General features: G+C 35.8%; 32 protein-coding genes. 22 read left to right on the top strand and 10 right to left on the bottom strand.

The features are described from left to right. The first annotated feature begins 182 nt into the window (after nucleotides 1-182). Entirely contained in the window at nucleotides 183-1,409 is a 1,227-nt protein-coding gene (locus tag NMU02_RS01755; RefSeq protein ID WP_255025398.1) for a site-specific integrase, read from the top strand. 65 nt (nucleotides 1,410-1,474) lie between these two features. Here NMU02_RS01755 and NMU02_RS01750 read toward each other — a convergent pair whose 3' ends face one another. The 5 genes from NMU02_RS01750 to NMU02_RS01730 form a co-directional block, all read right to left on the bottom strand. Next, a complete protein-coding gene (locus tag NMU02_RS01750) occupies nucleotides 1,475-1,777 on the bottom strand; it encodes a helix-turn-helix domain-containing protein (protein ID WP_255025395.1) in 303 nt (100 codons plus the stop codon). Nucleotides 1,778-1,783: 6 nt separating this feature from the next. Beyond that, nucleotides 1,784-2,080 carry a helix-turn-helix domain-containing protein gene (locus NMU02_RS01745; RefSeq protein WP_255025394.1) on the bottom strand — a complete coding sequence of 99 codons (297 nt, stop codon included), beginning with the start codon at nucleotides 2,078-2,080 and terminating at the stop codon, nucleotides 1,784-1,786. A 256-nt stretch (nucleotides 2,081-2,336) separates the two neighbouring features. After that, the gene (locus tag NMU02_RS01740) at nucleotides 2,337-2,630 is read right to left on the bottom strand and encodes a helix-turn-helix domain-containing protein (protein ID WP_255025393.1); all 294 of its coding nucleotides are present in this window, start codon (nucleotides 2,628-2,630) and stop codon (nucleotides 2,337-2,339) included. A 77-nt stretch (nucleotides 2,631-2,707) separates the two neighbouring features. Continuing rightward, nucleotides 2,708-3,001, bottom strand: coding sequence for a DUF3876 domain-containing protein (locus NMU02_RS01735; RefSeq protein ID WP_255025392.1), 294 nt, complete (start codon nucleotides 2,999-3,001; stop codon nucleotides 2,708-2,710). Beyond that, on the bottom strand, nucleotides 2,988-3,302 hold the full coding sequence (locus tag NMU02_RS01730) for a helix-turn-helix domain-containing protein (RefSeq protein WP_122203690.1): 315 nt from the start codon (nucleotides 3,300-3,302) through the stop codon (nucleotides 2,988-2,990). The genes NMU02_RS01735 and NMU02_RS01730 overlap by 14 nt, the downstream gene beginning before the upstream one ends. A 221-nt stretch (nucleotides 3,303-3,523) precedes the next feature. Between NMU02_RS01730 and NMU02_RS01725 the strand changes: the two genes are divergently transcribed. The 17 genes from NMU02_RS01725 to NMU02_RS01650 all read left to right on the top strand — a co-directional run bounded on the left by NMU02_RS01725 (nucleotide 3,524) and on the right by NMU02_RS01650 (nucleotide 18,579). Continuing rightward, nucleotides 3,524-4,138 (top strand): TetR/AcrR family transcriptional regulator, encoded by a 615-nt coding sequence (locus tag NMU02_RS01725; RefSeq protein ID WP_255025391.1) that lies wholly within the window; start codon nucleotides 3,524-3,526, stop codon nucleotides 4,136-4,138. Next, nucleotides 4,128-5,084, top strand: coding sequence for an Acg family FMN-binding oxidoreductase (locus tag NMU02_RS01720; RefSeq protein ID WP_255025390.1), 957 nt, complete (start codon nucleotides 4,128-4,130; stop codon nucleotides 5,082-5,084). The genes NMU02_RS01725 and NMU02_RS01720 overlap by 11 nt, the downstream gene beginning before the upstream one ends. 64 nt (nucleotides 5,085-5,148) lie before the next feature. Further along, nucleotides 5,149-5,871, top strand: a complete 723-nt coding sequence (locus tag NMU02_RS01715) for a DUF2271 domain-containing protein (protein ID WP_255025389.1) — start codon at nucleotides 5,149-5,151, stop codon at nucleotides 5,869-5,871. Continuing rightward, nucleotides 5,868-6,392 (top strand): hypothetical protein, encoded by a 525-nt coding sequence (locus NMU02_RS01710; RefSeq protein ID WP_255025388.1) that lies wholly within the window; start codon nucleotides 5,868-5,870, stop codon nucleotides 6,390-6,392. The genes NMU02_RS01715 and NMU02_RS01710 overlap by 4 nt, the downstream gene beginning before the upstream one ends. 82 nt (nucleotides 6,393-6,474) lie before the next feature. Beyond that, the gene (locus tag NMU02_RS01705; protein WP_022210399.1) at nucleotides 6,475-6,702 is read left to right on the top strand and encodes a hypothetical protein; all 228 of its coding nucleotides are present in this window, start codon (nucleotides 6,475-6,477) and stop codon (nucleotides 6,700-6,702) included. Nucleotides 6,703-6,721: 19 nt separating this feature from the next. After that, nucleotides 6,722-7,102, top strand: a complete 381-nt coding sequence (locus tag NMU02_RS01700; RefSeq protein ID WP_255025451.1) for a hypothetical protein — start codon at nucleotides 6,722-6,724, stop codon at nucleotides 7,100-7,102. Between the two features lie 154 nt (nucleotides 7,103-7,256). After that, a complete protein-coding gene (locus NMU02_RS01695; RefSeq protein WP_255025387.1) occupies nucleotides 7,257-7,589 on the top strand; it encodes a helix-turn-helix domain-containing protein in 333 nt (110 codons plus the stop codon). A 284-nt stretch (nucleotides 7,590-7,873) separates the two neighbouring features. Beyond that, nucleotides 7,874-8,458: a BfmA/BtgA family mobilization protein gene (locus tag NMU02_RS01690; protein ID WP_255025385.1), complete on the top strand. Its 585-nt coding sequence runs from the start codon at nucleotides 7,874-7,876 to the stop codon at nucleotides 8,456-8,458. A 4-nt stretch (nucleotides 8,459-8,462) separates the two neighbouring features. After that, complete coding sequence (locus tag NMU02_RS01685; RefSeq protein ID WP_255025384.1) at nucleotides 8,463-9,422, top strand: DUF5712 family protein; 960 nt, start codon at nucleotides 8,463-8,465, stop codon at nucleotides 9,420-9,422. Between the two features lie 123 nt (nucleotides 9,423-9,545). Beyond that, nucleotides 9,546-10,520: an ABC-three component system protein gene (locus tag NMU02_RS01680; protein ID WP_255025383.1), complete on the top strand. Its 975-nt coding sequence runs from the start codon at nucleotides 9,546-9,548 to the stop codon at nucleotides 10,518-10,520. Then, nucleotides 10,495-10,734, top strand: coding sequence for an ABC-three component system middle component 6 (locus NMU02_RS13700; RefSeq protein WP_353845120.1), 240 nt, complete (start codon nucleotides 10,495-10,497; stop codon nucleotides 10,732-10,734). The genes NMU02_RS01680 and NMU02_RS13700 overlap by 26 nt, the downstream gene beginning before the upstream one ends. Next, the gene (locus tag NMU02_RS01675) at nucleotides 10,725-12,440 is read left to right on the top strand and encodes a DUF2326 domain-containing protein (RefSeq protein WP_255025382.1); all 1,716 of its coding nucleotides are present in this window, start codon (nucleotides 10,725-10,727) and stop codon (nucleotides 12,438-12,440) included. Before NMU02_RS13700 ends, NMU02_RS01675 begins: the two co-directional genes overlap by 10 nt. An 881-nt stretch (nucleotides 12,441-13,321) precedes the next feature. Continuing rightward, nucleotides 13,322-14,851 carry an endonuclease NucS domain-containing protein gene (locus NMU02_RS01670; protein ID WP_255025381.1) on the top strand — a complete coding sequence of 510 codons (1,530 nt, stop codon included), beginning with the start codon at nucleotides 13,322-13,324 and terminating at the stop codon, nucleotides 14,849-14,851. 113 nt (nucleotides 14,852-14,964) lie between these two features. Further along, nucleotides 14,965-16,227 carry a putative DNA modification/repair radical SAM protein gene (locus NMU02_RS01665; protein WP_255025380.1) on the top strand — a complete coding sequence of 421 codons (1,263 nt, stop codon included), beginning with the start codon at nucleotides 14,965-14,967 and terminating at the stop codon, nucleotides 16,225-16,227. Nucleotides 16,228-16,238: 11 nt separating this feature from the next. Next, nucleotides 16,239-16,997 (top strand): TIGR03915 family putative DNA repair protein, encoded by a 759-nt coding sequence (locus NMU02_RS01660; protein ID WP_255025379.1) that lies wholly within the window; start codon nucleotides 16,239-16,241, stop codon nucleotides 16,995-16,997. A 66-nt stretch (nucleotides 16,998-17,063) separates the two neighbouring features. After that, nucleotides 17,064-17,981: a DMT family transporter gene (locus NMU02_RS01655; RefSeq protein ID WP_255025378.1), complete on the top strand. Its 918-nt coding sequence runs from the start codon at nucleotides 17,064-17,066 to the stop codon at nucleotides 17,979-17,981. Between the two features lie 133 nt (nucleotides 17,982-18,114). After that, nucleotides 18,115-18,579 (top strand): TspO/MBR family protein, encoded by a 465-nt coding sequence (locus NMU02_RS01650; protein WP_255025377.1) that lies wholly within the window; start codon nucleotides 18,115-18,117, stop codon nucleotides 18,577-18,579. A 6-nt stretch (nucleotides 18,580-18,585) separates the two neighbouring features. On the opposite strand, the gene NMU02_RS01645 is transcribed toward NMU02_RS01650, so the two are convergent. Continuing rightward, nucleotides 18,586-18,999: a pyridoxamine 5'-phosphate oxidase family protein gene (locus NMU02_RS01645; RefSeq protein ID WP_255025376.1), complete on the bottom strand. Its 414-nt coding sequence runs from the start codon at nucleotides 18,997-18,999 to the stop codon at nucleotides 18,586-18,588. A gap of 203 nt (nucleotides 19,000-19,202) precedes the next feature. Here NMU02_RS01645 and hdhA point away from each other — a divergent pair, with 203 nt between their 5' ends. Beyond that, on the top strand, nucleotides 19,203-20,018 hold the full coding sequence (gene hdhA, locus NMU02_RS01640) for a 7alpha-hydroxysteroid dehydrogenase (RefSeq protein WP_255025375.1): 816 nt from the start codon (nucleotides 19,203-19,205) through the stop codon (nucleotides 20,016-20,018). A gap of 150 nt (nucleotides 20,019-20,168) precedes the next feature. Beyond that, nucleotides 20,169-22,214, top strand: a complete 2,046-nt coding sequence (locus NMU02_RS01635; protein ID WP_255025374.1) for a protein-disulfide reductase DsbD family protein — start codon at nucleotides 20,169-20,171, stop codon at nucleotides 22,212-22,214. 66 nt (nucleotides 22,215-22,280) lie between these two features. Here the strand turns inward: NMU02_RS01635 and radC are convergent, their stop codons facing one another. The 3 genes from radC to queC all read right to left on the bottom strand — a co-directional run bounded on the left by radC (nucleotide 22,281) and on the right by queC (nucleotide 24,721). Further along, entirely contained in the window at nucleotides 22,281-22,979 is a 699-nt protein-coding gene (gene radC / locus NMU02_RS01630; RefSeq protein ID WP_255025373.1) for a RadC family protein, read from the bottom strand. A gap of 15 nt (nucleotides 22,980-22,994) precedes the next feature. Beyond that, nucleotides 22,995-23,951, bottom strand: a complete 957-nt coding sequence (locus NMU02_RS01625) for a glycosyltransferase family 2 protein (protein ID WP_255025372.1) — start codon at nucleotides 23,949-23,951, stop codon at nucleotides 22,995-22,997. Nucleotides 23,952-24,040: 89 nt separating this feature from the next. After that, on the bottom strand, nucleotides 24,041-24,721 hold the full coding sequence (queC, locus tag NMU02_RS01620) for a 7-cyano-7-deazaguanine synthase QueC (RefSeq protein ID WP_255025371.1): 681 nt from the start codon (nucleotides 24,719-24,721) through the stop codon (nucleotides 24,041-24,043). Nucleotides 24,722-24,999: 278 nt separating this feature from the next. On the opposite strand from queC, the gene NMU02_RS01615 reads away from it, so the two are divergent. Next, nucleotides 25,000-25,239, top strand: a complete 240-nt coding sequence (locus NMU02_RS01615) for a hypothetical protein (protein WP_255025370.1) — start codon at nucleotides 25,000-25,002, stop codon at nucleotides 25,237-25,239. Between the two features lie 224 nt (nucleotides 25,240-25,463). Here the strand turns inward: NMU02_RS01615 and efp are convergent, their stop codons facing one another. Next, nucleotides 25,464-26,027 carry an elongation factor P gene (efp, locus tag NMU02_RS01610; protein WP_255025369.1) on the bottom strand — a complete coding sequence of 188 codons (564 nt, stop codon included), beginning with the start codon at nucleotides 26,025-26,027 and terminating at the stop codon, nucleotides 25,464-25,466. A 322-nt stretch (nucleotides 26,028-26,349) separates the two neighbouring features. Between efp and rpmH the strand changes: the two genes are divergently transcribed. Next, nucleotides 26,350-26,502 carry a 50S ribosomal protein L34 gene (gene rpmH, locus NMU02_RS01605; RefSeq protein ID WP_055097481.1) on the top strand — a complete coding sequence of 51 codons (153 nt, stop codon included), beginning with the start codon at nucleotides 26,350-26,352 and terminating at the stop codon, nucleotides 26,500-26,502. Nucleotides 26,503-26,533 lie beyond the last annotated feature (31 nt).

Below are 26,533 nucleotides of genomic sequence, written 5' to 3'. Positions count from 1 at the left end.
TTCTTTTTCCTAAAACTCCCACATTTTTAGCAAAATTATGCAGTTCCGTTGGTCTAAATCGTGACCAATTTGGGTCTTGAAAAAAATGACCACGAATTGTATCATAAGTCACTGATTGTCTTATTGTTTGATTCTTGCTATTCTGCACGATTCAGTAACTTTAAACCATTAATTTTTAGAGTATGAAACGACAGACTTTTAATGTGCTTTTTTTTATTAGGAAAACCAAATTAAAGAAATCAGGTGAAACGCCCATCATGTTGCGCATTACAATTGAAGGGCAACTCACCGAATTACAACTCAAACGGGATGTAATGCCTACACAATGGAATCAAGCCAAAGAACGTTGTACTGGTAGGGATGCTACATCAATGGAGATTAACCGCTATCTTGAATCGGTTAAACTTCGATTGTTAGACATTCATAGGGAAATGGAAGATGCAGGAAAACTTATCAATCCGATGGAAGTAAAACGTAGATTTCTCGGGTTGGATGAAAAACGCCTAATGTTCTTTGAAGTTTTTCAGGAACATAACGACAAATGCCGTGAGTTGATTGGCAAGGACTACGCCAAAGTTACTATCTCCCGCTTTGATACTTGTTTACGGTATTTCAAAGAGATGGCTTTGAAAAAGTACCACCTAAAGGATATTCCCATGAAAGAAATAAGTCATGCCATCATTCAGGATTATATTCATTTCCTGAAAGCTCAAAAGAACTTGCAAGAAAATACGGTAATCCGTTATATGAAAGTAGTGAAGAAAATCACCAACATGGCATTGGCTAATGATTGGATGGAGAAAGACCCGTTTATCAATATCCGTTTCCACGAGCAGGAAGTACACAAGGAGTTTCTAACCAAAGAAGAATTAGAAATCATGCAAGACAAAGTTTTTGATGTCCCTCGTTTAGATTTAGTACGTGATATTTTTCTATTCCAATGCTTCACGGGGTTAGCTTTCATAGATGTATCTGAATTAAAAGCAGAACATCTTGTATCTGATAATCAAGGGAATTTATGGATTAGGAAAGCAAGACAGAAAACTAAAGTCATGTGCAACATTCCTCTTTTGGATATACCTTTAGCCATATTGGAGAAATACAAAGGGCATCCACTGGCGAAAAAGAAAGGAACATTGTTACCCGTTCCATGCAACCAAAAGCTTAACAGTTACTTGAAAGAAATTGCTGATTTATGCGGTATTAAGAAGAATCTAACCACACATACCGGACGGCATACATTTTCGACTGTTGTCGCTTTAGCTAACAATGTATCATTGGAAAATGTAGCCAAAATGCTCGGTCATACCAATACAAAAATGACACAGCGATACGCAAAAGTATTAGATCAAAGTATTCTTCGGGATATGCAGAATGTACGAGAGAGCTTCTCTACTAAAACCATCTAAAGATGAAAACGGCTACCCAATCCATTCGGACGGTAGCCGTTTATCTATCTTCATTATATTAAAAGCTAAAGAGAATAATCTTCTATATTATAGGCAGAACGAAACCTATCTTCCAAAACCTCCCTAATATCCGATTCACGAAACAGCACTTTGCCCGGAAGTTGGATAAAAGGGAAAATGCCATCATCCCGATAATACTGTAAAGTTCTACGGCTAATTTTGAGTATAGAACAAAGTTCTTCGCTTGTCAGATACCGTTCACCCTCAAACATGGGTTTATTATTCTTCAATGCATATTCTATATAAGGTAAAGCCCTATCTAAAGATTGCAATAATTCTTGGCTATCCTCATTCGTGTACAAATCCATAAGCAATTATTCTTTAGTGGTTACTTTTATTCTACCTGAATCCAATAGTTTTTGTACTTCGGCAACCTTATAATATACTTTCTTGCCAACGGTCGAAAAAGAAAGTTTGCCGTTCTCACGCAAAGACTGTAATGTCCGCAAAGGAATATTTAAGGAAGCTGCCAATGTCTTGCCTTCTATCCATTCTTTCTCAATACATATATCTGAGAAAGACAAAGAAATATTGTCTGCCAATGATACAATCTGTTCCAGCTTCTTTCTTAGAGCATCGAAGGAAACTCTTTCTATTGCTACTATATCCATATATAAATTACTTTTCAAAATTCATTATCTCAATCCTTTTTTAAGTAAGTTTTCCAGAACTTAAGATGAAGCATTGACAAAGGTAAGTTCCGTATTTAGCCTGTTCAAGTCCATGCCTTCGGTTTAGATAAAAATCTTCCTCTCATTAACATTCGAGCGTATTTTTATCTAAAGACTTGCACAGACTAAATACTTCACTGGAAAAGTCAATGATTCAAATTAAATTCCGAAAAACAATGTTTTCGAGGGTGGCAGGCTATTCTTTCCAACTTTCAAAGTAGTGCTTTTGGAGCAGTTTATCAATATCGCTTTGGCGATAGATGATTTTACCTTTTATCTGGATAAAGGGGATTAGCCCTGTATCTCGCCATTCTTGCAGAGTTCGTAAACTGACATTCAGTTTTTTAGAAACCTCCCGATTGGAAAGAAAACGTTCTCCGTTCAGCTGAGGCTTATAGTGCTTTACAATTGATTCAATACCGTTCAGCATTGAATCAAGCGAAGAAATAAATTCTTTGACTTGTGGTGTATCTTTATTTATTAATTCCATGATTGAAAGATTGTTTTATTGAAATATTGATTTCAAGATTGCCGGATAGCTAATCAGTTGAATGATTAACTAATTGATTAGTTTCGCAGATAGCCACCCAATGATGAAAGGCTAAGCACATCTTTTGCTGGATCATAATCTATGTAAATCCGTTTAGGAGCAGGAGCTATAAAATACAGGCTACCTTCTTTCTGTATTTCATAAGTAGCGGGTGAAGCCTGTTTGGTGGTTTCCGATACATATATAATAGAGAGAAGATAATCGTTGTCATTCCGGTAGATGATAACTGTAGGATTCAGATTAATGCTTTCCCATGTGCCAACAATGGAAAACAAGTTAAAAGACGGATAATCTTCTTTAGTTCTTTTCATAAGGCGTGATTTGTTTGGGTGATTGATTTTGTGTTTCACTATCCGCAATAATTCTTTCAACATCAGAAGACTTATAATAAATCTTGCTCCCTATTTGAGAATAAGCCAGTCGCCCACTACTTCGGTAATATTGCAGCGTTCGTTTACTAAAGCCTAACAACAGGCATACTTCCTGACTATCTAGCCAGTTTTCTACTTTCTGCGTATGAGTGCTGCACAAACTCTCTATCCGTTTAGCAAACTCCGTGAACCTCTCACAGACATACGAGAATGTTCTTTTTTCGATGGTTACTACTTCCATACTTTTAATTTTTAATGGTTTATAAAACGTGTGATTCTATTTTCATCGGCAAATAAAGGAAGAATTAAGAGCCGTTTTCAAAACTGTCTAAGGATGGCATAGTAAGTTCAGCATTGGCTTGATGGCAAAAAACTTTCTACCATCGCAATTTAGCAAGCAGATTATTTGCATGTTTCCGATAAGTAACATATATTTGTTCCCAAATAGTAACAATGCGTAAAATGAAAGGAAAAAGCATAACAGGAGAAAGAGATCGGGAAGCTACCGAAAAGCGGTTGCTAGATACTATCGGTAAAATGATTGCCGAAGATGGCTTCGAGAAAATCGGCATTAACGCTATAGCTACCCAATCAGGTGTTTCAAAGATATTGATATACCGTTATTTCGGTTCGGTAGAGGGACTTATGGCTGCTTACATACGGCAACATGATTTTTGGATCAATTTCCCTCTTGAATACCCCAGCCGTGAAAAACTACCTGCATTCGTGAAAAGTATGTTTCAAGGACAGATTGAGCAATTAAGGAATAATCCTACTTTGAAAAGGCTTTATCGCTGGGAATTATCTTGCAATAATGATATGATTGTAAAGCTAAGAGAGCAACGGGAAAAAGTAGGAATAGACCTTGTAAAGAAAGTAAGCGAACTAACAGGATATCCCCAAAAGGAAATTGCAGCAATAGCCTCTATGCTGACAGCATCAATTACTTATCTGGTGATGCTGGAAGATTTTTGTCCGGTTTACAATGGCATTCCTCTGAATGAAAATTCAGGATGGGAACAGATAAACGAAGGAATTGAAGTTTTAATAAATAAGGTATTTCAAGATGAAAACTGATTTCATACAAATAGCCAATTATGCTTCCAAAGCTCCTTCGGGACATAACACACAGCCTTGGAAGTTTCATATTACGGACAGTACTATTACGGTTCTCCCCAACTTAGATGTAGCGTTACCTGTCGTTGATAGAAACAATCGTGAGTTATTTATTAGCTTAGGCTGTGCTGTTGAAAACTTATGCATCGCTGCCAGTTATTTTGGTTACACTACCCATATAATAGAATGCAGTATAGAAGCGATTATTCTTGAATTAACGAAAAATGATCTCACAATTGAAGATTCCCTATTCCATCAAATTGAGAAACGACAGACAAACCGCAATATCTATAATGGCAATAAAATATCAGATGGAATTCTACAACAACTTCAATCCATTCCAAAAGAAAATGGTATTCAATTCTACTTTACTGAAATAAATACGCCATTTGCAAATACAATAACCCAATACATAATGAAAGGGAATGAAATTCAAATGGCTGATATTGCTTTCAAGAATGAATTGCTTTCGTGGATGAGGTTTAATAAAAAACAAGTTGAGGCTACACATAACGGGCTAAGTTATTTGGTTTTCGGAAATCCGCCACTTCCTAGAATATTAGCACGTCCCATAGTTAGCTTATTCTTAAAACCTAATGTGCAAAACAAATCGGATAGAAAGAAAATAGATTCTTCCTCGCATTTTGTTGTATGCACCACGCAACAAGATACAATCAAAGAGTGGATTAACTTGGGGCGAACACTCCAACGCTTTCTGCTAAAAGTAACTGAGATCGGGATTTCTTATGCTTTCTTGAATCAGCCGTGCGAAATTGCAGTATTAGCATTTGACTTACGAGAGAAATTACCTGTCAATAAGGAACACCCAACATTAATAATGAGAATTGGTTACGCAAAGCAAATCCCTTATTCTCCCCGTAAAAAGATTGAAACATTACTAGTCTAATATTTTTTGTTTACTATGTTCCCGATTAGTAACAATAATAAAATAACAATTTAATAAAACTAATATGAATAAAATGGGATTGACATTGATTTATTTATGGCTTGTCAGCCTTTGTTCCTGCCAACAGGAATTGATTGAGTATGAGAAAGGAGATATAAAAGTATGCATTGAACAGGGTGAACAATGGCTGCATGACTTTCCTTTGTTCTTAGGTATCAACAAAAAGAACCCACCTCAAATTGCTGTCTGGTTGGAAGATACACAAGGAAATTATCTTTCAACGGTCTATGTAACTCATAAGATCGCCACTCAATCTTGGCAAGCATCGGGAGGAAACCGACGAAAAGAAGCTCTACCTCACTGGTGCTATTCACGTGGAGTTAAATACGATGATGGACTTTATTTGCCTACAAAGAAAGAACCATTAACAGATGGTATATCAGGAGCAACCCCACATGGAAGTTTTAATATCAAATTAAGTCCGGCAATAGCATTAAAGACATTCGTTGTAAAAATAGAAATAAATCATTCCACTGATTTCAATGAAGCCTTCCCTAAATCAGCCAAAGAAGGAGAAGCTAACTATTCTGGAGGTAAAGAAGGAAGCGGACAACCAGCAATCGTATACGCTGCCAATGTAGATTTATCGGCAGGCGAAAAATCATTTGAAGCAAATCTGGTGGGGCATAGTAGTCCTAATGGCAGTTCCGGAGAAGTCAGTAAAGATACATCGGGGCTGACAACTGCTTTACATATCGTAAAACGTATAACTGTAATTATCCAATGAAAAAGATTATTCTGCTTATTATAGTAAGTTGCGCTGTTGTAATGGCAACAGCGCAACAGACAGAACGCTTCACTTTTGCCACAAGTGTAGGGACAGGAATTGACATGAACGAGTCATCAGCCACTCCGTTTACATGGCAAGTTCTAGGCTATTATGCAATCAACAAACGGTTCTCGGTCGGCATTGGTACAGGATTATCTATTTATGAAAAAATTCTGATGCCGCTATTTGTCGATGCAAAATTTTTAACCATAAAGCCTAGAAAATTCACTCCCTATATAGAATGTGGTGTTGGATATAGTTTTGCACCGGATAAAAATGCTAATGGAGGTTTTTATTTGAATCCGTCTGTCGGGATAGAGTATTCAATCTGCGAAAGTAATAAGTTATTCTTGGCTTTAGGATATGAATCCCAGAAACTTGAACAGCTAAAAACGCAAAAGCAATCATTGTTTACAGCCGAGTTTGCAGAGAAGCTAAGCCATAATGCTATTTCAATAAAAATTGGATTCATCTTTTAAAGACATAAAGAAATCATTCAGCAACATGTAACAGACTTTGGTCTGATTATTAATACTCATTAATTATTAAACACTCATGCCTATGAATGATTTATCAAAAACGAGGATTATCATCTTATTAACTGATTCCTCACAAAAAGTAACTGACACAGAAATGCAAGACGCTTATGACGAATTTATTAGGTGCATAGCTACAATTGGCAGTTCAAAAGATAACTCCAATATCTTTCGGATGCTGAATCTCACTCGTATTGAGATAGCACCCTTAAAAGAGCTATATCAGTGCGAGCAGGGGAAAAAATGCGCTTAAAAATTATTATTTGCATAAAGTGCTAGCTATTATCAATGCAGAATTAGAACTATTAAGTCTAATAATTAAGCATCCTGAATCATTTGATTCCCCCACTTCACCAACATTCGTATCAGATCTATATGTAATCCCTAAGTCAAAGGACTTGGGGATTATTGGTATTGCTGAAATAGTAATAGGGTTATCTTTTTTAGGCGAAGTAGTCGGAAAAGACGGAAAGCCCGTCCCATTAGTTCGTTTAGCTCACGGTTTTGAAATCCTTTTCAATTTAAAATTTGGAAGTATATACGATAAACAGGATGCTATCTTTATGCGTAAACCATTCAATCTGACCAAAACATTAGATGCTTTAAAGAATGCAATTAACAAAGAAGCCCGTAAACGAGCTAATAAACATTAGACAAAATGGTTTTATAATCCTCTTATTTACAACTACTTGAATTTTATTTTAGGGGAGTAGGTAACTACTCCTCTTTTTCTGATTCTCCATTCTGCCGATTTTTGCATCATCAATCGATTGACATTCATGATGTATCACTAAAAAATGAAGCAAAATGTATATTGACAACGAAAACTTTGAGAAATGGATGGAAAAGCTATCCAAGAAACTCTCTGAAATAGGGAAAGACTTAAAATCCCTAATCAATACCGATAGAGTATTAGATGATAATGAAAAGATATTCGATAATCAGGATTTAGCCTTTCTTCTGAAAGTATCTTTCCGAACTCTTCAACGTTATAGGGTAAGCGGGGTACTACCTTTCTTTACCATCGGAAAGAAAACTTATTATCGTGCTGGTGACATCCGGTCTTTCATTCGTGAACGTGCCGATTTCCAAAGCTACAAACAGTTTGAAAAAGGCAATCAATTAGAGAATCAGCCTTGAAAGCAAAAGGGAACAAATTTAGGAATGAAGCATTACTGCTCCTTCCTTGTGCTACCACCCCAATTTAGCAGAAACAGCTACGCCTTTCGGCTTTGCTCGTTTCCCTAAATTGAGCAAGAGGGAACTGGACAAGTCCTGTTCTTCCCTCTTGCCCTGCGGGGCAAAGCCTTCGGCTTTAGCGTGTTACAAGAACACGCTGTAATGACACCGGTAATAAGCTTTTTCTTTGTAATGCTTATTATCAGGCATTTATCTATTAATGTTTCTATAAAAAAGTAATTACCATGCCAAACAGCAGTCGAAAAACGATATTCACTACCATTTCCATAGACAAGGAAACGGCAGCTTTGGTAGAAAAGCTATGCAAACGCTATTCACTGAAAAAGAGTGAAGTTGTAAAGTTGGCGTTCGGGTATATAGATAGGGCACATATCAATCCATCCGAAGCTCCTGAATCGGTAAAATCGGAACTGGCGAAAATAAATAAGAGACAGGATGATATTATCCGCTTCATTCGTCATTACGAGGAAGAACAACTGAATCCCATGATACGGGCAACAAATTCTATCGCTTTGCGTTTCGATGCTATCGACAAGACTTTGGAAACTCTTATTCTTTCTCAACTGGAAGCCAGTCAGGAAAGACAAACAGCCGTACTTAAAAAGTTAAGCGAACAATTCTGTAATCATGCCGATGTGATAAACAACCAATCCAAACAGATTAATGCGCTCTACCAGATACACCAACGAGATTATAAAAAATTACTTCAACTGATACAACTCTATTCAGAACTATCTGCTTGCGGTGTGATGGATAGTAAAAGGAAAGAGAATCTGAGAACCGAAATCAGCAATCTTATAAATACATAGGATTATGCATATAGACTTTGCCCCACCATCAAATGGAACATACAATAATACTAATAGTAGCCGACAGCTAGCTAATTATTTAGAGCATGAAGATTTAGAACGAATGGAAAAGGGTATCTATACCGAAGGCTTTTTCAATCTGACAGATGATAATATCTATAAATCAAAGGTCATAAAAGATATAGATAGCAATATCGGACAACTCCTGAAAACAGATGCTAAGTTTTTCGCTATCCATGTCAGCCCATCGGAAAAGGAACTTCGGGCAATGGGTAACACAGAACTGGATCAAGCCGAAGCTATGAAACGCTATATTCGTGAAGTGTTTATTCCTGAATATGCCAAGAACTTCAATAAAGGACTATCTGAAACTGATATAAAGTTCTATGGCAAGATTCATTTCGACCGTAGTCGTTCAGATAATGAACTAAATATGCACTGTCATTTGATTGTTAGCCGGAAAGATCAAGCCAACAAAAAGAAGTTATCACCGCTCACCAATCACAAGAATACCAAGAACGGAGTAATCAAAGGTGGATTTGACCGTGTAAACCTATTCCAACAGACAGAACAGGGTTTTGATAAGCTATTCGACTACAACCGCCAACTATCAGAATTGTTTGATTACTACAACACTATGAAAAACGGCAGTTTAAAAGACAAACTTCAGATGCAGAAACACGAACTGAAAGCTCCCGAAAATATTTTTACTAGTGAAAAGAAAAAGGCGATAGAAAAGATACAGATAGGAAAAAAGGGAACTGAGATGGCAGCAAGCAGGATAGCAAATAAACAGGAAAACAACTTTTCAAACAATATTGAAAATAAAGAAAATTTCAATTCGACCGATTTAAGACAATTCTCTGCTTTTTCAATTTTGCCTTCGACTACTGATATCAATCGAATTGACGAACAGCAACTGCCGATACCAAAGAAAAAGAAGAAGCCGAAACTCAGGAGGTAGTAAAGGTGCGTATGCTCGAAGTTATTTCCAAACAAACGACTCGAAGAAATTTATTAGAATGACTTACAGGATAATTCAGCTAGAATTCCTATCTTTGTAATTCAATAACAAGAATACGATTCTATGAATAGAGCAACATATTATAATTTTATTGAGGAACGGCTCATTACCCTTTGCACACGAGTTGAGTTAAGGGGGAAGATAAATATTCTCGATTATCACTTACATTCTGAAAATTTCTATCGGGACTTATTTAACAAACTATATACATGGAATCTTGAAAATCTGAATTCTTTGGTTCAAAATGTAGAAGCGATTGACCTTATTGACAGAACTAAGAACATTATAATTCAAGTATCTGCGACTAATACAAAAGCAAAGATTGATAGTGCTTTAAGCAAACCATCTTTGTTCTCAACAAACTATACAGGTTTTAACTTTAAATTTATTTCTATCGCTAGAGATGCAAACAACTTAAGAAGCCAATCATATACTCCCCCTACAGGTATTAATTTTATTCCTGCTACTGATATATACGATGCAAGGTCGATATTGCAAGATATATATAATTTGGATATAAACACATTTGAAATAATATATAAACTAATCAAAAGTGAGCTGGGGAGAGAAACAGATGTTTTAAGACTGGAATCAAATCTCTCATCAGTAATCAATATTCTTTCAAAAGAAAATTTAGCCCCAGTTGATTTAAATGCTAACATAAATAGTTTTGAGATTGATCGGAAAATAGATTTTAACAATCTCAATACATCAAAAGAAATAATAAACGACTATAAATATAGTCATCATATAGTTGATAGGATATATTCCGAATTCGACAAATCTGGATGTAACAAAAGTATCTCAGTTCTTAATACGATAAAGGGCGAGTATAACAAACATTCATTAGAATCGAGTGGCGATGAATTATTTAACCTTGTTATTTCGAATATTTCAGAGAGAATTCTTCAAAGTTCTAACTTTGAGAAGATACCTCAAGAAGAAATGGAAATGTGTGTTGGCATACTTGTAGTAGATGCTTTTATAAGATGCAAGATTTTCAAAAATCCTAATGATTACAACTATGCTACTTCCTGATAACATCCATCCTGAAAATAGTGTTTACTATAATGGTGCAGTTGTATTGGAATTGATACAACAATACAAATGTATTGAACTTACAGAGTTATATATTCTTGTCAAACAGAAAAAGAATATGAGTTACCCAATTCTGATTTTATGTTTGGATTGGCTTTACTTATTGAATGCTGCTATTATAAATAAGAAAGGAGAAGTTTGTTTATGTTCTTAAAATCATTAATAATATCAACTACAACTAAAGTCATTAGGGAAATTTCTTTTCATAAGGGAATCAATCTTATTGTTGATGAAAGTGAAGAGCAAATAACAGGAAATAACGTTGGAAAGACTACCGTTCTTCGTCTAATCGATTTTTGTTTAGGAGGAGACGCTAAAGATATTTATATTGATCCTGAGAACAAAAAAACAGAATATCTACTTGTTAAAGACTACTTAATAAAAAACAAAATCATCATAACTCTCACTTTAGGGCATAGCATAGAAAGAGATAATGAGGATGTAGTTATAAAAAGAAATTTTTTGTCAAAGCCAAGAAAAGAAATTATTAGAGAAATAAATGGAGAGTTTGTCACTAAAGAAGACTTTGAAGATAAGCTATCAGAATTATTATTACCAGACCTTCAAAAAGATAAACCAACATTCAGGCAGGTTATTTCTCATAACATTCGTTATAGCGATTTGAGGATTTCCAATACGCTAAAGACCCTAGATTCTTATACGTCAGATGCTGAGTATGAAACACTGTATTTACATTTATTTGGCTGTAATTTTACTTCAGGTAATGATAGGCAGCAGATTTTAGAAAAAATAAAAGCGGAAAATACATATAAGAAAAGACTGGAAAAAAATCAATCCCGTAATGAATATGAAGTCCTTCTGGAATGGATTGACAGTCAAATAGAGGCTTTGAATAAAAAGAAATCTAGCTTAAATATCAATGAAGATTTTGAATCAGATATTAATTCACTGAATGAAGTTAAATATTCAGTAAACTCTGTAAGTTCAGAAATTGCTTCATTGAATCTTCGTAAAAATATAATTTTAGATGCAAAGCAAGATTTTGAATCTCAAAAATCAGATATAGATACACAAGTATTGGGGACTATATACGAGCAAGCTGCCTCATTGATTCCCAACTTACAAAGAAAATTTGAGGAACTTGTAGCATATCATAATCAGATGCTTGTGCAAAAAATTAAGTTTATAACCCAAGACTTACCTCTCATAGAAAATAAAATACAAGAGAAAAATAAAGAACTTACTTCTCTTATATATAAAGAACAAATTCTATCTGAAAAAATTATGCAATCAGATACATTTGAAGAATTAGAGAATATCATACAGGATTTAAATGACTTATTCAAGAAAAAGGGAGAATATGAAAACATAATTAATCAAATATCTGAAGTAGATACAAATATTAAAAAACTAAATACAGAATTAAAGGAAATTGATGAACAGCTATTTTCCCCGGATTTTGAATCTATCGTAAGGAATCAATTAAAAAAATTCAATAAATTCTTTGGGGAAATTTCAAATCAGCTATACGGAGAACAATATGCAATAACTTATAATATTATAACTAACCGTCAAGGGCAGAAAATTTATAAGTTTAGTTCTTTCAATGTAAATCACAGTTCAGGTAAAAAACAAGGCGAAATATCCTGTTTTGATATAGCCTATACATTGTTTGCTGATGAAGAAAAAGTATCATGTCTTCATTTTCTTCTAAATGATAAAAAAGAATTGGTTCATGATAATCAGTTGAAAAGAATAGCGGAAATTGTTAATAACAACGATATTCAATTTGTTGCTTCTATACTTAGAGATAAGCTTCCCGCTGAATTAAATAAAGAGGAATACTTTGCAGTCAAGCTTTCACAGGACGATAAGTTATTTAGGATAGAAAATCAATAACCTTTTTTCTCGAATAAAAATAGTGATAAGCAACATATTCATACAAGTATTTTTCTATAGTTTTTCATTGATTTGAGAAAGTATCAAAAAATAACTATCTTTGTCCCAAGCACTCCCTATGAGCAAATTATCATAAAAGCACGTAGCAAATTCATGGGATATGCTTGAAGCAAAAAATATAAAGTTTTAAATATCAGTGTGATTAATCCATTAGGAGACTTCAATGCGATATATAAAAAAATGAGATATTTGAAAATAGAATCGTTCTTATAGCGAGCAAAACGATAAAACATAATCGTGTGCTAAATCATGTGGATTTCCAAATGGAAGAAACTATAAAACGGTGATAATCAACAGAGAGAAGATAATAGTTCTCTTGCTGGTGGCACCACATCAAAAGAAAGAAAATCAATGCAAATCCCTGATAATCAATAATTGTTGGGGATTTCTTTTTTATCTTACCTGCCATTTTAAAGCGTTTCAAAGCATCTTTCACGTGCTTATTCGTGGGAGTAAAACGAGAAGCGAAAAAGTCCCACGAATAAGTCATTAAATCACTATTATTCAATATTTTTCATCTTTGCTTTCTGTGTCTGATTTTGTATTTTTAACGCCTTTTTAAATCAAATGAGGCATTTCTATTTATAACAATGAAGGATTCATTTCTTTATTTTTTTGGTTCTAATATTATTCTTTACAAGAAAAAATTTATTCATTAACAGTAAACTTATATTAATCTGTTAAAAGATACCCAGTTTAGGAATGTAAAGTAGTTATATATTTCTATGGTATATATAATTTTCTTTCGATATTTATTTAAATCCCTTTTAATTGATATATTTGAAAAGTTAAATAAATACCACATTCTTAAATAAAAAAGAATGAAAAAACAAGAGGACATCATCCGTGATTACATCGCCGAACATTTAGAATTATTAGATCCGAACTTAAAATTAATTCAAAAAGAATACAAACTTAATAATTTATACGGCAGCAAAGGATTTATAGATATTCTTGCAATAGATATAGAACGAAATTTTGTAATTATAGAGATAAAACATTCTGATAAAGCCGCCCGGGAAACCTTAAATGAAATAAATAAATACATCGGACTTATTAAACAAAATTATCATGCAAAAGAAAGCGAAATAAGATGTATTATTGCATCTGTACATTGGCATGAATTATTAGCACCTTTCTCCGAATTCGTATCTCAATCTAAGTATCATATAGAAGGTGTTATTTTAAATTTAGACGAAAACGATATCCCGATAAAAGCAACAAGAGTAAAACCTATACCAACACACGAGCCAAGAGAATATGCACCCTATCAAATAATACTTGAATACAACAATAAAGATGACAGAGACAAAATCTATCCTTATGTTCGTTCACATATCCAAAAACGAGGAGTCAGTAACTTTGTTTTATTAAAAATTGAAAATCATAAAAACCCGCTTGTTATTTATAAATACGCTATATTAATCGGGTTCGAAACCTATACTGCTGAGAAATATCTTGAATTAATAAAAAAAGTAACCTCTCTGGAGGAAGAAGATTGGATGATATATTCTCAGGAAGAAGACCTATCAACATTATGCGATGTTTTTATCTCGACTTTTGATTTTCATAAATTTTGCGACATGTTAGAAATTATATCATTCGAAACATTCTCTCAAATGATTACCAGTGCAAAATGGGAAGTTACCAATACTGAAAAATCAGGAATTTTCAATTCAGATCCCAGATATGACATCGATTTTTTAAAAACTGAACTAAGCGGTATTTCCGGATATAATCAAACAATATTTATTGCCTCCTCTGAGAGTGAAAATAAGCATAAAATGGCTGAAATAAGAAATACGTTCCGGAATGTATTACAGGATATGCCTGAGTGGGAATTTCATATCGATCATATATTAGATGACTTGGAAAAGAATAAAGATAAATTTAATATGACAATCATCATATACAATCCATTGTCGTTGCTTTTGTCCTTTGTTAAATGCTTTGAAGAAAAAACTGAAAAATACATGCCTTATTATTCTATAAACGTTAATTTTAAATCTTATGATCTTATATTCAATGGATTTATCGTTTGGAACGGAAAAACGCCAAATTTAGAATATTTCTCAAACTTATTCAGGAATAGTGCATTAAATGTTTTTATCGAAGAAACTTTCCTAAATGGTAAAGAAAAAATAATGAAAAATCTAGAATTAGTTTATTTCAATGGCTGCAGTATTATAACAAATGGACAAAAAATTGAACGAGGAATATTAGATTATAGCAAAAAGTATAATAAAGATGGTGAATATGTATCATTAAAAGCTTTCTTTAATAAAAACACAACATTAATGAATCTTTTACAATACTATACACATACGACAATAGAGACTAATAATTATTAGCATAAGATATTTCAGTCAATTCAAGTTTTAATTTTCATATATTATTCTTTTAATTCAATAAAAAGGAAAGGTATGCCACGTTTTTTCTGGGCTAATATATTTCTTTGTACATTATGAAAGAAAGCGTATTTGGGAAATTAACCGTATTGGCTGAATCAGCCAAATATGACGTATCATGCGCATCAAGCGGTACAAGCCGAAAAAACCGGCCGGGTTCTGTAGGAAGTGCCTCTGGATGGGGCATTTGCCACAGTTTTACCGAAGACGGACGCTGCGTTTCTCTACTGAAAATAATGCTGACAAACTTTTGTATCTATGATTGCGCTTATTGTATCAATCGCAGAAGCAACGATATTCCCCGAGCAACGTTTACCGTTGAAGAATTAGTAGAACTTACCATAGAATTTTATCGTAGAAATTACATCGAAGGCCTATTTTTAAGCTCAGGAGTCGTAAATAATCCCGATTTTACGATGGAACGCATGGTACGTGTTATCAAATGCTTACGCACTCAATACCGATTTAACGGTTACATACATATGAAAAGTATTCCGGGTGCAAGTAATCAACTGGTTCGTGAAGCCGGGTTATATGCCGACCGTCTAAGCATAAACGTAGAAATACCCAAAGAACAAAATCTTAAAATGCTGGCTCCAGAGAAAGATCATGCCAGCGTTTACCGCCCGATGCGTTACATTCAGGAAGGGATATTGGCCAGCACAGAAGAACGTCGGAAATTCAGACATGCCCCTCGATTTGCTCCGGCCGGCCAAAGTACACAAATGATTATCGGAGCGACAGACGAAAGCGATAAAGATATATTGCAGCTTTCGGCCGCATTGTACCGCCGTCCCAGTATGAAGCGCGTTTATTATTCGGGCTTTATTCCAGTTAATAGTTACGACAACAGGCTCCCGTCTCTGAAACAGGCTCCTCTTGTACGGGAAAATAGATTATACCAGGCCGATTGGCTTCTTCGGTTTTACGGATTCAAAACCGAAGAAATCGTAGATGAGGCATTTCCTCAGCTCGATCTCGAAATAGACCCGAAATTATCTTGGGCTTTACGTCATCCCGAAATGTTTCCGGTCGATCTCGACAAAGCAGATTACGCGCTCATTTTACGTGTACCCGGTATAGGAGTGAAATCGGCTAAACTCATCATTCATGCGCGTCGATATGGAAGAATTTCTTCTTCCGTTCTGAAAAAAATGGGTGTAGTCATGAAAAAAGCACGTTACTTTATCATTTGCCGCGAACTCCCTGTAGAGACAGTACAAGAACTTTCGCCTATACGGGTAAGGCAGATTTTGACGGCTAAAAACACCCCAAAAGAAACCGACAGTCATCAACTTTCTCTGACCTTTCCAGAATAAACAATTGCAGCATGCTGATATTCCGTTACGATAATACATTCGAAGGTTTTCTCTCTGCCGTATTCGACGCATACGATAGAAAAACCTTTCCCGAACGGCTCATTGGAGAAAACGAGCCCGAACCTTTATTTACGGAATCTATTCATACGGTCATCACCGATAAGAAAAAAGCCGACAGAGTATGGAAAGGGCTACAAAAAAAACTTTCTCATATCGTATGCAATATGTTGATGTGTACTTGGCTATCTGAAATACCGGAAACCGAAGACTTATTGTTGAGATATGTACGGAAAGTTTTCGATACTCCTTATTCTATCGCTATGAATTTTACCGATAACGATGTCCTCGAAATAAAAAAAATAGCACAGAAGGTTTCCAAAGAAAGCCATTATATAAATCAGTTTCTTCGTTTTCAGAAAACTGCAGACGGAATGTTTTTTGGGCCCGTTGCGCCCCTTTATAATGCGCTGCCTCTTAGTATAGGTCATTTAAAAAACCGATTTGCCGATCAACAATGGCTCATTTACGACTTAAAACGCCAATACGGTTATTATTATGATTTAATCACTGTCACAGAAATAACTTTTAAAGAAGGTAATAAAATTATCGATGCAAAATTAAACCAAAACCTACTCGATGAAAACGAATTATTTTTTCAAGATTTATGGAAAGGATACTTTAAAGCTGTTACAATAAAAGAACGCATAAACCCGAAACTTCACAGACAGAATATGCCTCGGCGTTTCTGGAAATACCTTACCGAAAAATAAAAACAGTCTTTTTATTTTTTACCTTTGCAGCAGCTTTAAAAAAAGCTATCATTTACAAACTTGAAAATGCAACCGAGAAACAATTTCTTTTATCATCTACTTGCGATTATCACAGTTAGTATTTGGGGAATTACATTTGTTTCTACCAAAATACTCATCTCTCACGGTCTTACGCCTACCGAAATTTTTATCAGTCGTTTTACATTGGCATACATCGGTATATGGCTAATTTCTCCCGCAAAATTATTTTTAAAAAACGGAAGAGACGAATTATTATTTGCAGGTGCAGGCCTCTGTGGAGGATCATTATATTTTATTACCGAAAATACGGCCTTAGGCATAACTTTCGCCTCTAACGTTTCTCTTATCGTATGCACATCACCCTTACTAACAACATTACTTTCTTTCCTGTTTTACCGAAAAGAACGATTAAGCGCTAACCTTATTTACGGATCACTGATTGCCCTTGCCGGAGTTTCTTTAGTCGTTTTCAACGGAAGCTTTATTCTTAAAATAAATCCTTTAGGCGATATATTAACTCTTATCGCAGCCCTTATGTGGGCATTTTATTGTATTATTTTAAAAAAGATAGGAAATCGCTACCCCACCCTGTTCGTCACGAGAAAAGTATTTTTTTACGGAATTGTTACAGCACTTCCTTTCGCACTGACACAACAACCATTCCCAGACTTATCTGTCTTCACTAACATAAGTGTTATCTTTAATTTACTATTCCTCGGTATTGTCGCTTCTATGCTTTGTTATTACATGTGGAACACAATTGTTAAAAAAATAGGAATTATACAAGCAACAAATTATATTTATATCAACCCTTTAGTCACACTATTAGCATCGTCCATTATCCTTAATGAAACTTTAACATTTATATCTCTCTTCGGTGCCGGACTCATATTATTTGGTGTATATCTAGCCGAACGAAAATTTCCATTACGAAATAAAGCCGCTCTCACTTACAAAAAATAATACTGTAAAAAAAGGAAACAAATACAGTCTTGAAGTTTAATAATTGCGAAAAAACACCTTTTTATCAGGTTAATATCGGCTAAAGTAGCGAACCGGCAGTAAGCACCTTTTGTTTTGAAATAAAAAACATAACATGAAAAAAATATCCGGCTTTCTGATTCCAATCATCATCTGCTTTTTAATAGGAGTGAGCGCATCTTTTATACAATCCGATTCGATTGAACACTGGTATCCATTTCTGAATAAACCGACTTTAACTCCCCCCAATATCGTTTTCCCGATAGCATGGAGTATTTTATACTTATGCATGGGAATTTCGATCGGTTTTATCATAAACTCAGATAGTACGAGAAAAAAATATTTTATAGGATTATTCGCCCTACAATTATTTCTGAATTTTATGTGGAGTATTCTTTTCTTTTACTTCAAAAATCCATTTTGGGGACTTATAGATATTCTGGCTCTCGATATCATCATCATTAATTACTCAATAAGGACTTACAAAGAATTTCGCGTCAGTTCCTTGTTATTTATACCTTATATAGCATGGGTTACATTTGCCTCCTATCTCAACCTGTATATATTATATAATAATTAAATACCGCTATAAACGAGTACGCCGATGAACAAACTTTCGATCGATCCAGAAAGTGGCTTCTTCGGCCTCAAATTCAAGAATACAATATTCGGGATCATCAACTCCTCTAGGAAAATGAGCCAACATCCAATCACTAAAAAGTTCTCGTTTGATTTTGATATCGGTTACAATTTTCACTTGTCCGATAAGAACAACACTATTTCCTTCCTCGAAAAAGGATAAACCCGCCTTTTTATTTTTACGAAAATATTTCGTTTTTTCAGAATTGCTACCGGTCGAAATCCAAATATGCATTATCCCGTCATTTTTGAGTTTACTTACAGGTACCGGTCGAGGATAACCATCGAAGGTCACAGATGCAAGATTTACAACCTTACAACGATCTAAAATCTCAGAAGCCTTTTGTTTTAGTGTTGCCATTTTTCTTAAAAGTTCAGATTATTTATTATAAAATATTATCCGAGACAAATATCAGAAAAATCCTTTTCTTTTATCGTTAAAGTTGTTTATTTACTCCTCTAAAACATCTCTCAGTTTAAACATAAAAGCTTTCATAATGTTTATTTTTAGAAGTTTTCATATTCTATAAAAGACCTTTTTTCGATAAACTTAAATTATGAACAATGAAAAGATTTGATAATAAAACCGCTATTGTTACCGGAGGAGCCAGCGGAATAGGAGAAGCTTGTGTAAGAAGATTGGTAAATGAAGGAGCCACTGTCGTTATCGCCGATTTCTCACACGAACGCGCTTTGAAACTCGAAAAAAAGTTACAGGATGAAGGTGCAAACGTAAAAGCCGTTTTCTTCTCGGCAGTAGAACTAAACAGTTGCAAAACGCTCATCGACTTTGTCGTAAAAGAATATAAACATATCGATTTACTTGTAAATAATGTCGGAGGAAACGATCTCAGCCGGGATCTCGATATCGCCGATATGGATATCTCCTATTTCGATGAACTGTTCCACCTTAACCTGAGATGCTGTATGTATCTCACCCAACTCTGCATCCCGCATATGGAGAAGCAAGGAGGAGGCGTTTTCGTAAACATCGCTTCTATCAGCGGTATAACAGCCGATTTCCGAGGTACTCTATACGGAGCAAGTAAAGCCGGAGTAATAAATTTTACAAAATATGTTGCAACACAAATGGGAGAAAAAAATATCCGCTGCAACGCGATTGCTCCCGGGCTCGTACTGAGTCCTTCTGCCATAAAATATTTACCGGATAACATTCGGGAACTTTTCTTGAAAGAATCGGCCACCAACTATTTGGGAGAACCGGAAGATATCGCATCTATAGTAGCATTTTTAGGTTCGGAAGATTCCCGGTATGTCACAGGACAAACTATCGTCGCCGATGGTGGTTTATCGATACACAACCCAACCGTATTCGATATGATAGATCTTTTTAAGAAACACGATCAAGAAAGACATTAAAATACATATTATCTTCCATCAAACAATCACCGAAGAGATCATACCCTTATTTGTTTACCTATGTATAAATTTGGCCGATAGCATAAAAATACATAACTTGCACCTAATTTTTCTCAATACCTATTTTTTATTAACAACAACACATACAAAATGAAACGATTTTTCTGCTCTGCTCTGTTCCTGAGTTTATGTATTTTAATAAATGCACAAATACTGGATCCATTAAAATGGAGTTTTAATGTAAAAGAGACCGGCGAAAATGAACAAGAACTTGTTTTCACGGCCAAATTAGATAAAGGATGGCATCTTTACGGTCAGCACATTCCCGAAAACGGACCCAGTTCTACCACCTTTACATTTTCGGAAATAAAAGGTGCCGAATTGGTCGGTAAAGTAACTCCTACGAGAGAACCGATACATAAATACGACCCTAATTTCGAAATGGAACTTACATGGTTCGAGAATGAAATTTCTTTTATACAAAAAATAAAAGTTACCGATCCCGTATTTACTATTACCGGAGATGTTAATTACATGCTTTGTAACGATAAAAATTGTTTACCGCCGACTTCCGAATCATTCACATTTACAGGAAAAAGAGCTCAAACGACTAAATCAAAAACGGCGACTCCCGCTATCGCCGAGACCTCCGAAGAAACTACAAAAACGACTGAAAAAGCCGATATAAAAGATACGACTACATCTCCAATAGATACTTCGGATGTAACAAATACAGTCATTTTAAAACAAAATACAGATAATGATTTATGGACCCCTGTAATTGAAGAACTAAATGCATATGAGGGCAATGAATCCCACAACAGTTCCAGTTTATTTTGGATTTTCCTTACCGGTTTCGGAGGCGGCTTGCTCGCTTTGGTCACCCCCTGTGTATGGCCCATGATACCGATGACAGTAAGTTTCTTCCTAAAACGAAATAAAGACCGCCGCAAATCGATACGAGCCGCTATGACCTATGGGCTGTCGATCATTGTTATATATGTTCTTTTAGGGCTCATTATTACAATTCTATTCGGAGCCAGTGCCTTAAATGATATGGCGACCAATGCGGTCTTCAATATTATATTCTTTGCATTGCTCGTTTTATTCGCCGTTTCTTTTTTCGGTGCATTCGAGCTCACTCTGCCGGCATCGTGGACAACAAAACTCGACAGTAAAGCCGATTCCACATCAGGGATATTGAGCATATTTTTTATGGCATTCACTCTTACATTGGTATCTTTTTCTTGTACCGGCCCCATTATCGGGACTCTACTGGTAGAAGCAGCATCATCGGGTAGCATCACAGCTCCCGCTATCGGGATGACTGGATTTGCCGTCGCATTAGCTATTCCTTTTTCCTTGTTCGCGATCTTTCCATCATGGCTACAATCGATGCCTAAATCGGGAGGCTGGTTAAACTCGGTAAAAGTTGTATTAGGGTTTCTCGAACTGGCCCTTGCCCTTAAATTCTTATCAGTAGCCGATTTGGCCTATGGTTGGCGAATACTCGACCGGGAAGTTTTCGTTTCCCTATGGATTGTCATATTCATGCTTTTGGGGGTATATTTATTGGGAAAACTGAAATTGCCTCACGACAGCGATCTTAAACATATTTCAACTCCCCGTTTATTTCTGGCAATTATATCATTCTCCTTTGCCGTATATATGCTACCAGGTCTTTGGGGAGCCCCGCTAAAAGCGATCAGTGCATTTACTCCCCCCTTGCGTACCCAGGATTTTAATCTATACGACCAAGAAGTACATGCCAAATATGAAGATTATGACGCCGGTATGGCTTATGCAAAAGAAAAAGGAAAACCCGTAATGATCGATTTTTCAGGATACGGTTGCGTAAACTGCCGTAAAATGGAAGCAGCTGTATGGAGTGATCCTTCAGTAAAATCGATCATAGATAACGATTATGTGCTTATTACGCTAATGGTAGATGATAAGACTCCTCTGAAAGAACCGATTAAAGTTACCGAAAATGGTAAACAACGCACATTAAAAACAATTGGTGATAAATGGAGTTATTTGCAACGTCATAAATTCGGTGCCAATGCACAGCCTTTTTACGTACTGCTCGATAACGAAGGAGAACCGTTAGCCGGCTCATATTCATACAATGAAAATGTTCCGAAATATGTACAATTTCTGAAAAGCGGATTAAAAAGTTACAAAGAAAAAGAATAAAAACGCAACTATAAGAAAATGGCGAATTTTACTTGTAAAATTCGCCATTTTCTTAATACCCAATCATCAAATAATCCCTTCATCGGCAAAACTATAATAACCGTCATCGCAAACAATGATATGATCGAGAATACGTATGTCTAGTAGTGCGGCTCCTTCTTTTATTTTTTTAGTCAGTTGACGGTCGGCTTGGCTGGGTTGACGATTATTCGAAGGATGATTATGACATAACACGATAGAAGAGGCTTGTTTTTCTATTGCCGGTTTCAGAACCAGCTTTACATCTACTGATGTAAAGGACGTACCTCCTTGACTCACTTTTTGAGTGCACAATATACGATTTGCCGGATTCAGAAATATTACCCAAAACTCCTCATAAGGTAAATCCACCAAACTTGCATATAATAATCGATAAGCATCTTCGCTACAGGTTATTTTTTTACGTTGTACGATTTCTTCGCTTTTACGCCGGCGTCCCAACTCGAGAGCAGCAATTATACTGATCGCTTTTGCCTGACCGATTCCGTCGAAAGGTTCGGTCAAATCGTTTACACTTAGCTTCCCTAATTGATTAAGACTATCATCTACACTGTTAAGGATACGTTGAGACAACTCGACTGCCGATTCACGAATATTTCCCGACCCGATAAGAATCGCAATCAACTCGGCATTAGTTAATGTTTTAATCCCTTTAGATAACATTTTTTCCCGAGGACGGTCTTCTTCCGCCCACCGGGAGATACTTAATTTCTCCTTGCAATTCATAAAAAAACGAATGAATCATTTATTTAACACCAATTTCTTAAAAGCCGCATTCAGAAATCCGATCCCATATCCACCCAACTGTATGACAGCAGCAGGTATCGAAAGTATAGCGATATAAACACTCCGGTTCATCCACAACGATTCAACAAATATACCGAAGAAATAAAGTCCGAGAGGCAATAATGCCCAAAGCTGAAAAAAAGAAAAAACGATCAAGAAAACTGTTCCGAGAACAAATACAGCCGGCAAAAGATGCACCGGTTTCAATGAGTACGGATACTTACGGAATAAATCGATTCGTGCTCCCCCAAACGCTTTCACCTGGCAAAAAAACGAACCGAAATCGACTCGACGTTTGTGATAAACGAACGCTTCGGAAATAAGCGCACTCTCGAAACCGGCATTTCTGATACGCAAACTCATATCGATATCTTCTCCGGCCCTCATCCCTGAAAAACCACCTACCGTATCAAAAGCTCTTTTGGATATTCCCATATTGAAACTACGAGGATTAAATTTTTCCATCGATGTTTTCTTACCTCGAATTCCTCCAGTCGTCAACATAGCCGTCATCGAATAATTTATAGCCTTTTGAATCGGAGAAAAAGAACGGTGTTCCCGATCCGGTCCTCCATACAAATCGACATAATTATTTTTCAGGAAATGCTTAACTGCCGAAAAATAACCTTCGGGAATCAGGCAGTCCGAATCGAAAAAAACAAAATATTCACCATTAGCCCGTTGTGCCCCGTAATTGCGTGTACCTCCGGGTCCGGTATTCGTTTTTTCATAATAAGTAATATCGAGTACCCCATCATAAAACTTTACGATATCTTCACAGCGTCGTGAAGAACCATCCTCCACGACAATAACCTCAAAATCGAGATCGGTTTGCCGGGTAAGGGTTTCGAGCAACTCGTTTATCTCATCAGGCCGGTTATAAACCGGTACGATAACCGAAAAAAAAGGCATAGCAATAATTTTGTATTTACGGGTTAAAGGTAAAAGAAATATGTCGAATAATCATCTTTCCTATCTGAAAATCATGCCAGTTTAGCAAATTAGACCTTTTGTACTCTCCCCTTTTTCTTTGTGCTTAAATAATTTTCAAGTCCCTTACGCCTCAATTTACAAGCCGGACAACGCCCGCATCCGTCTCCCGGGATACCATTATAACAAGTCAGTGTTTCGTAACGCACCAAATCAAAAACGCCTAATTCATCAGAAAGCGCCCATACTGCTTCTTTGTCGAGCCACATCAGCGGCGTATGTATTGTAAACGGGTAATCCATTGCCAAATTCAAAGAGACATTCAATGACCGTATAAAAGTATCCCGGCAATCAGGATATCCGCTAAAATCAGCTTGCGAAACACCTGTAACCAAATTTTGTATTCCTTTTTGAAAAGCAATAATAGCGGCGAAAGTAAGAAATACCATATTACGGCCGGGCACAAATGTATTAGGATATGTATTATCCGGTTTTTCCTCATCCATTACAACAGCCGGATTCGTCAGCGAATTATCAGTCATTTGAGCCATCAGCGATACATCGAGCACCTCAAAAGGGACTCCTGCCTTATCGGCAATCTTATGAGCCATTTCTACTTCTAACGAATGTTTTTGCCCATATACGAAACTGACTGCATAAACCTCATCGAAATGAGCAAGCGCCCAATAAAGACACGTGGTAGAATCTTGTCCTCCCGAAAAACAAACCAATGCTTTTTTTTTCTGTTCCATATTCGATATTATTAAAATAGAATTGTATGGAAGGAAATTTCCCGAGTACGAAACAGGTGACCATAATATAAATCGGCAGTAATTATCTTGTTTTTTACGTGGTGTTCAAGCACACGGAAGATACTCCTTCTACCGACAAAGATACAACACTTTTTGCATAATCGGGAAATGTTATATAAAAGTTGCGAATAGAGCTACAAAGAACCTTAATCTCACAAACTTTTTTCATAGTATAAACGTAATAAATCATAGTCATTAATAAATAAAAAACATAGATTATGGATGCCGAAAGAAAAGTGAGCAACGCCAAAGAGCAGCTTGAAGACATGGCCGACATTACTAAAGCACAGGCCAAACTCAAAAAAGACCAACTTAAGGATAAAGCAGGCGATATTGTCGAAACCGTAAAAGAAAAGGCAACGGAAACAATAGAAGTCATTAAACAAGCCGGTTCTCAGGTAGCCGATTCTATCAACCAAAAGATTCATTCAACAAAAAAAGATCCGGATGAGAAATAACCGGAAGTCCCTGTAAAAAATATAATCTGCTTATGGCAGACTATTCTGCCATAAGCAGATTATATTATATCCGTTTTTATTGGAGTATTCTGTAATTTTCACGCCGAATAAAAAAAGCAATTGATTAAACAGAAACATTCGACAAAACCACGCCACAATAATAAAAACAGGGATTTTCGTTAGAAACAAAAATCCCCGAAAAATATGTTTTAAGAAAAGAAATTTTATCTTACTCGTTCGAGATAATCGCCCGTACGAGTATCGATCTTTATTTTTTCACCTACATTTATAAAAAGAGGAACTCGCACTTCGGCACCTGTTTCTACTGTCGCGGGTTTCAATGTATTTGTTGCGGTATCTCCCTTTAAACCCGGTTCGGTATAAGTCACTTCAAGAACAACATTCGGGGGCATTTCGCATGTAAGTATCGTATCCGAAGCAGCATGTACCATTGCTTCTACAACATCACCTTCCTTCAAAAACTGCACTCCCTCGATACTTTCTCCCGGGATAGATACCTGTTCGTAAGTCTCGGTATGCATAAAGTTATAACCCATATCATCTTTATATAAGAACTGATAAGGACGACGTTCGATACGAACTTCCTCCACTTTTACACCTGCATTCCATGTTTTATCCAGAATACGTCCGGTAACGACATTTCTCAGCTTTGTACGTACAAAAGCCGGTCCTTTACCGGGTTTTACATGTAAAAATTCTACAATAAAATAATAAGTGCCGTCGATATCGAGACACATTCCATTTCTGAAATCTGCAGTAGTTGCCATAAAAATATTCTTTATCTGTTTTAATATATTTTCGCTGATCACCTGAACGAAAAACCTTCCGACAGGTATTGATTGCCAGCATAAGACACGTGGCGCGACAAAGGTAGTAAAAAATGTAATATATTGAAAGTATGGGTGAAACATTTTTCGGCAGGAGTAGTTAAGGAAAATTGTAAGGGTTATAGGGTTATAAAGATCTTCTTACAGAAGCACAAAAATGAAAAAGTTTCAGCATTTTAAAGGGTAAGTGTTTGTTTATTAAAAAAAAGTGTCTATTTTTGCAGTCCGAATTTTTGAATAATAACGATTAAAATATACGGTAATGAAGAGAACATTTCAACCCTCAAACAGAAAGAGAAAGAACAAACATGGCTTTCGCTCGAGAATGGCTACCGCTAACGGTCGCAGAGTATTAGCCAGCCGTCGTGCCAAAGGCAGAAAAAAATTAACTGTATCTGACGAATACAACGGATAAGATATTTTTAAAGAAATAGCTTAAAAGAAAC

Origin of the sequence: Coprobacter tertius, from assembly GCF_024330105.1 — a bacterium.
Taxonomy (GTDB): domain Bacteria; phylum Bacteroidota; class Bacteroidia; order Bacteroidales; family Coprobacteraceae; genus Coprobacter; species Coprobacter tertius.
Note: the sequence above shows the minus strand (reverse complement) of the source record. Positions and strands in the feature narration are given on the sequence as shown.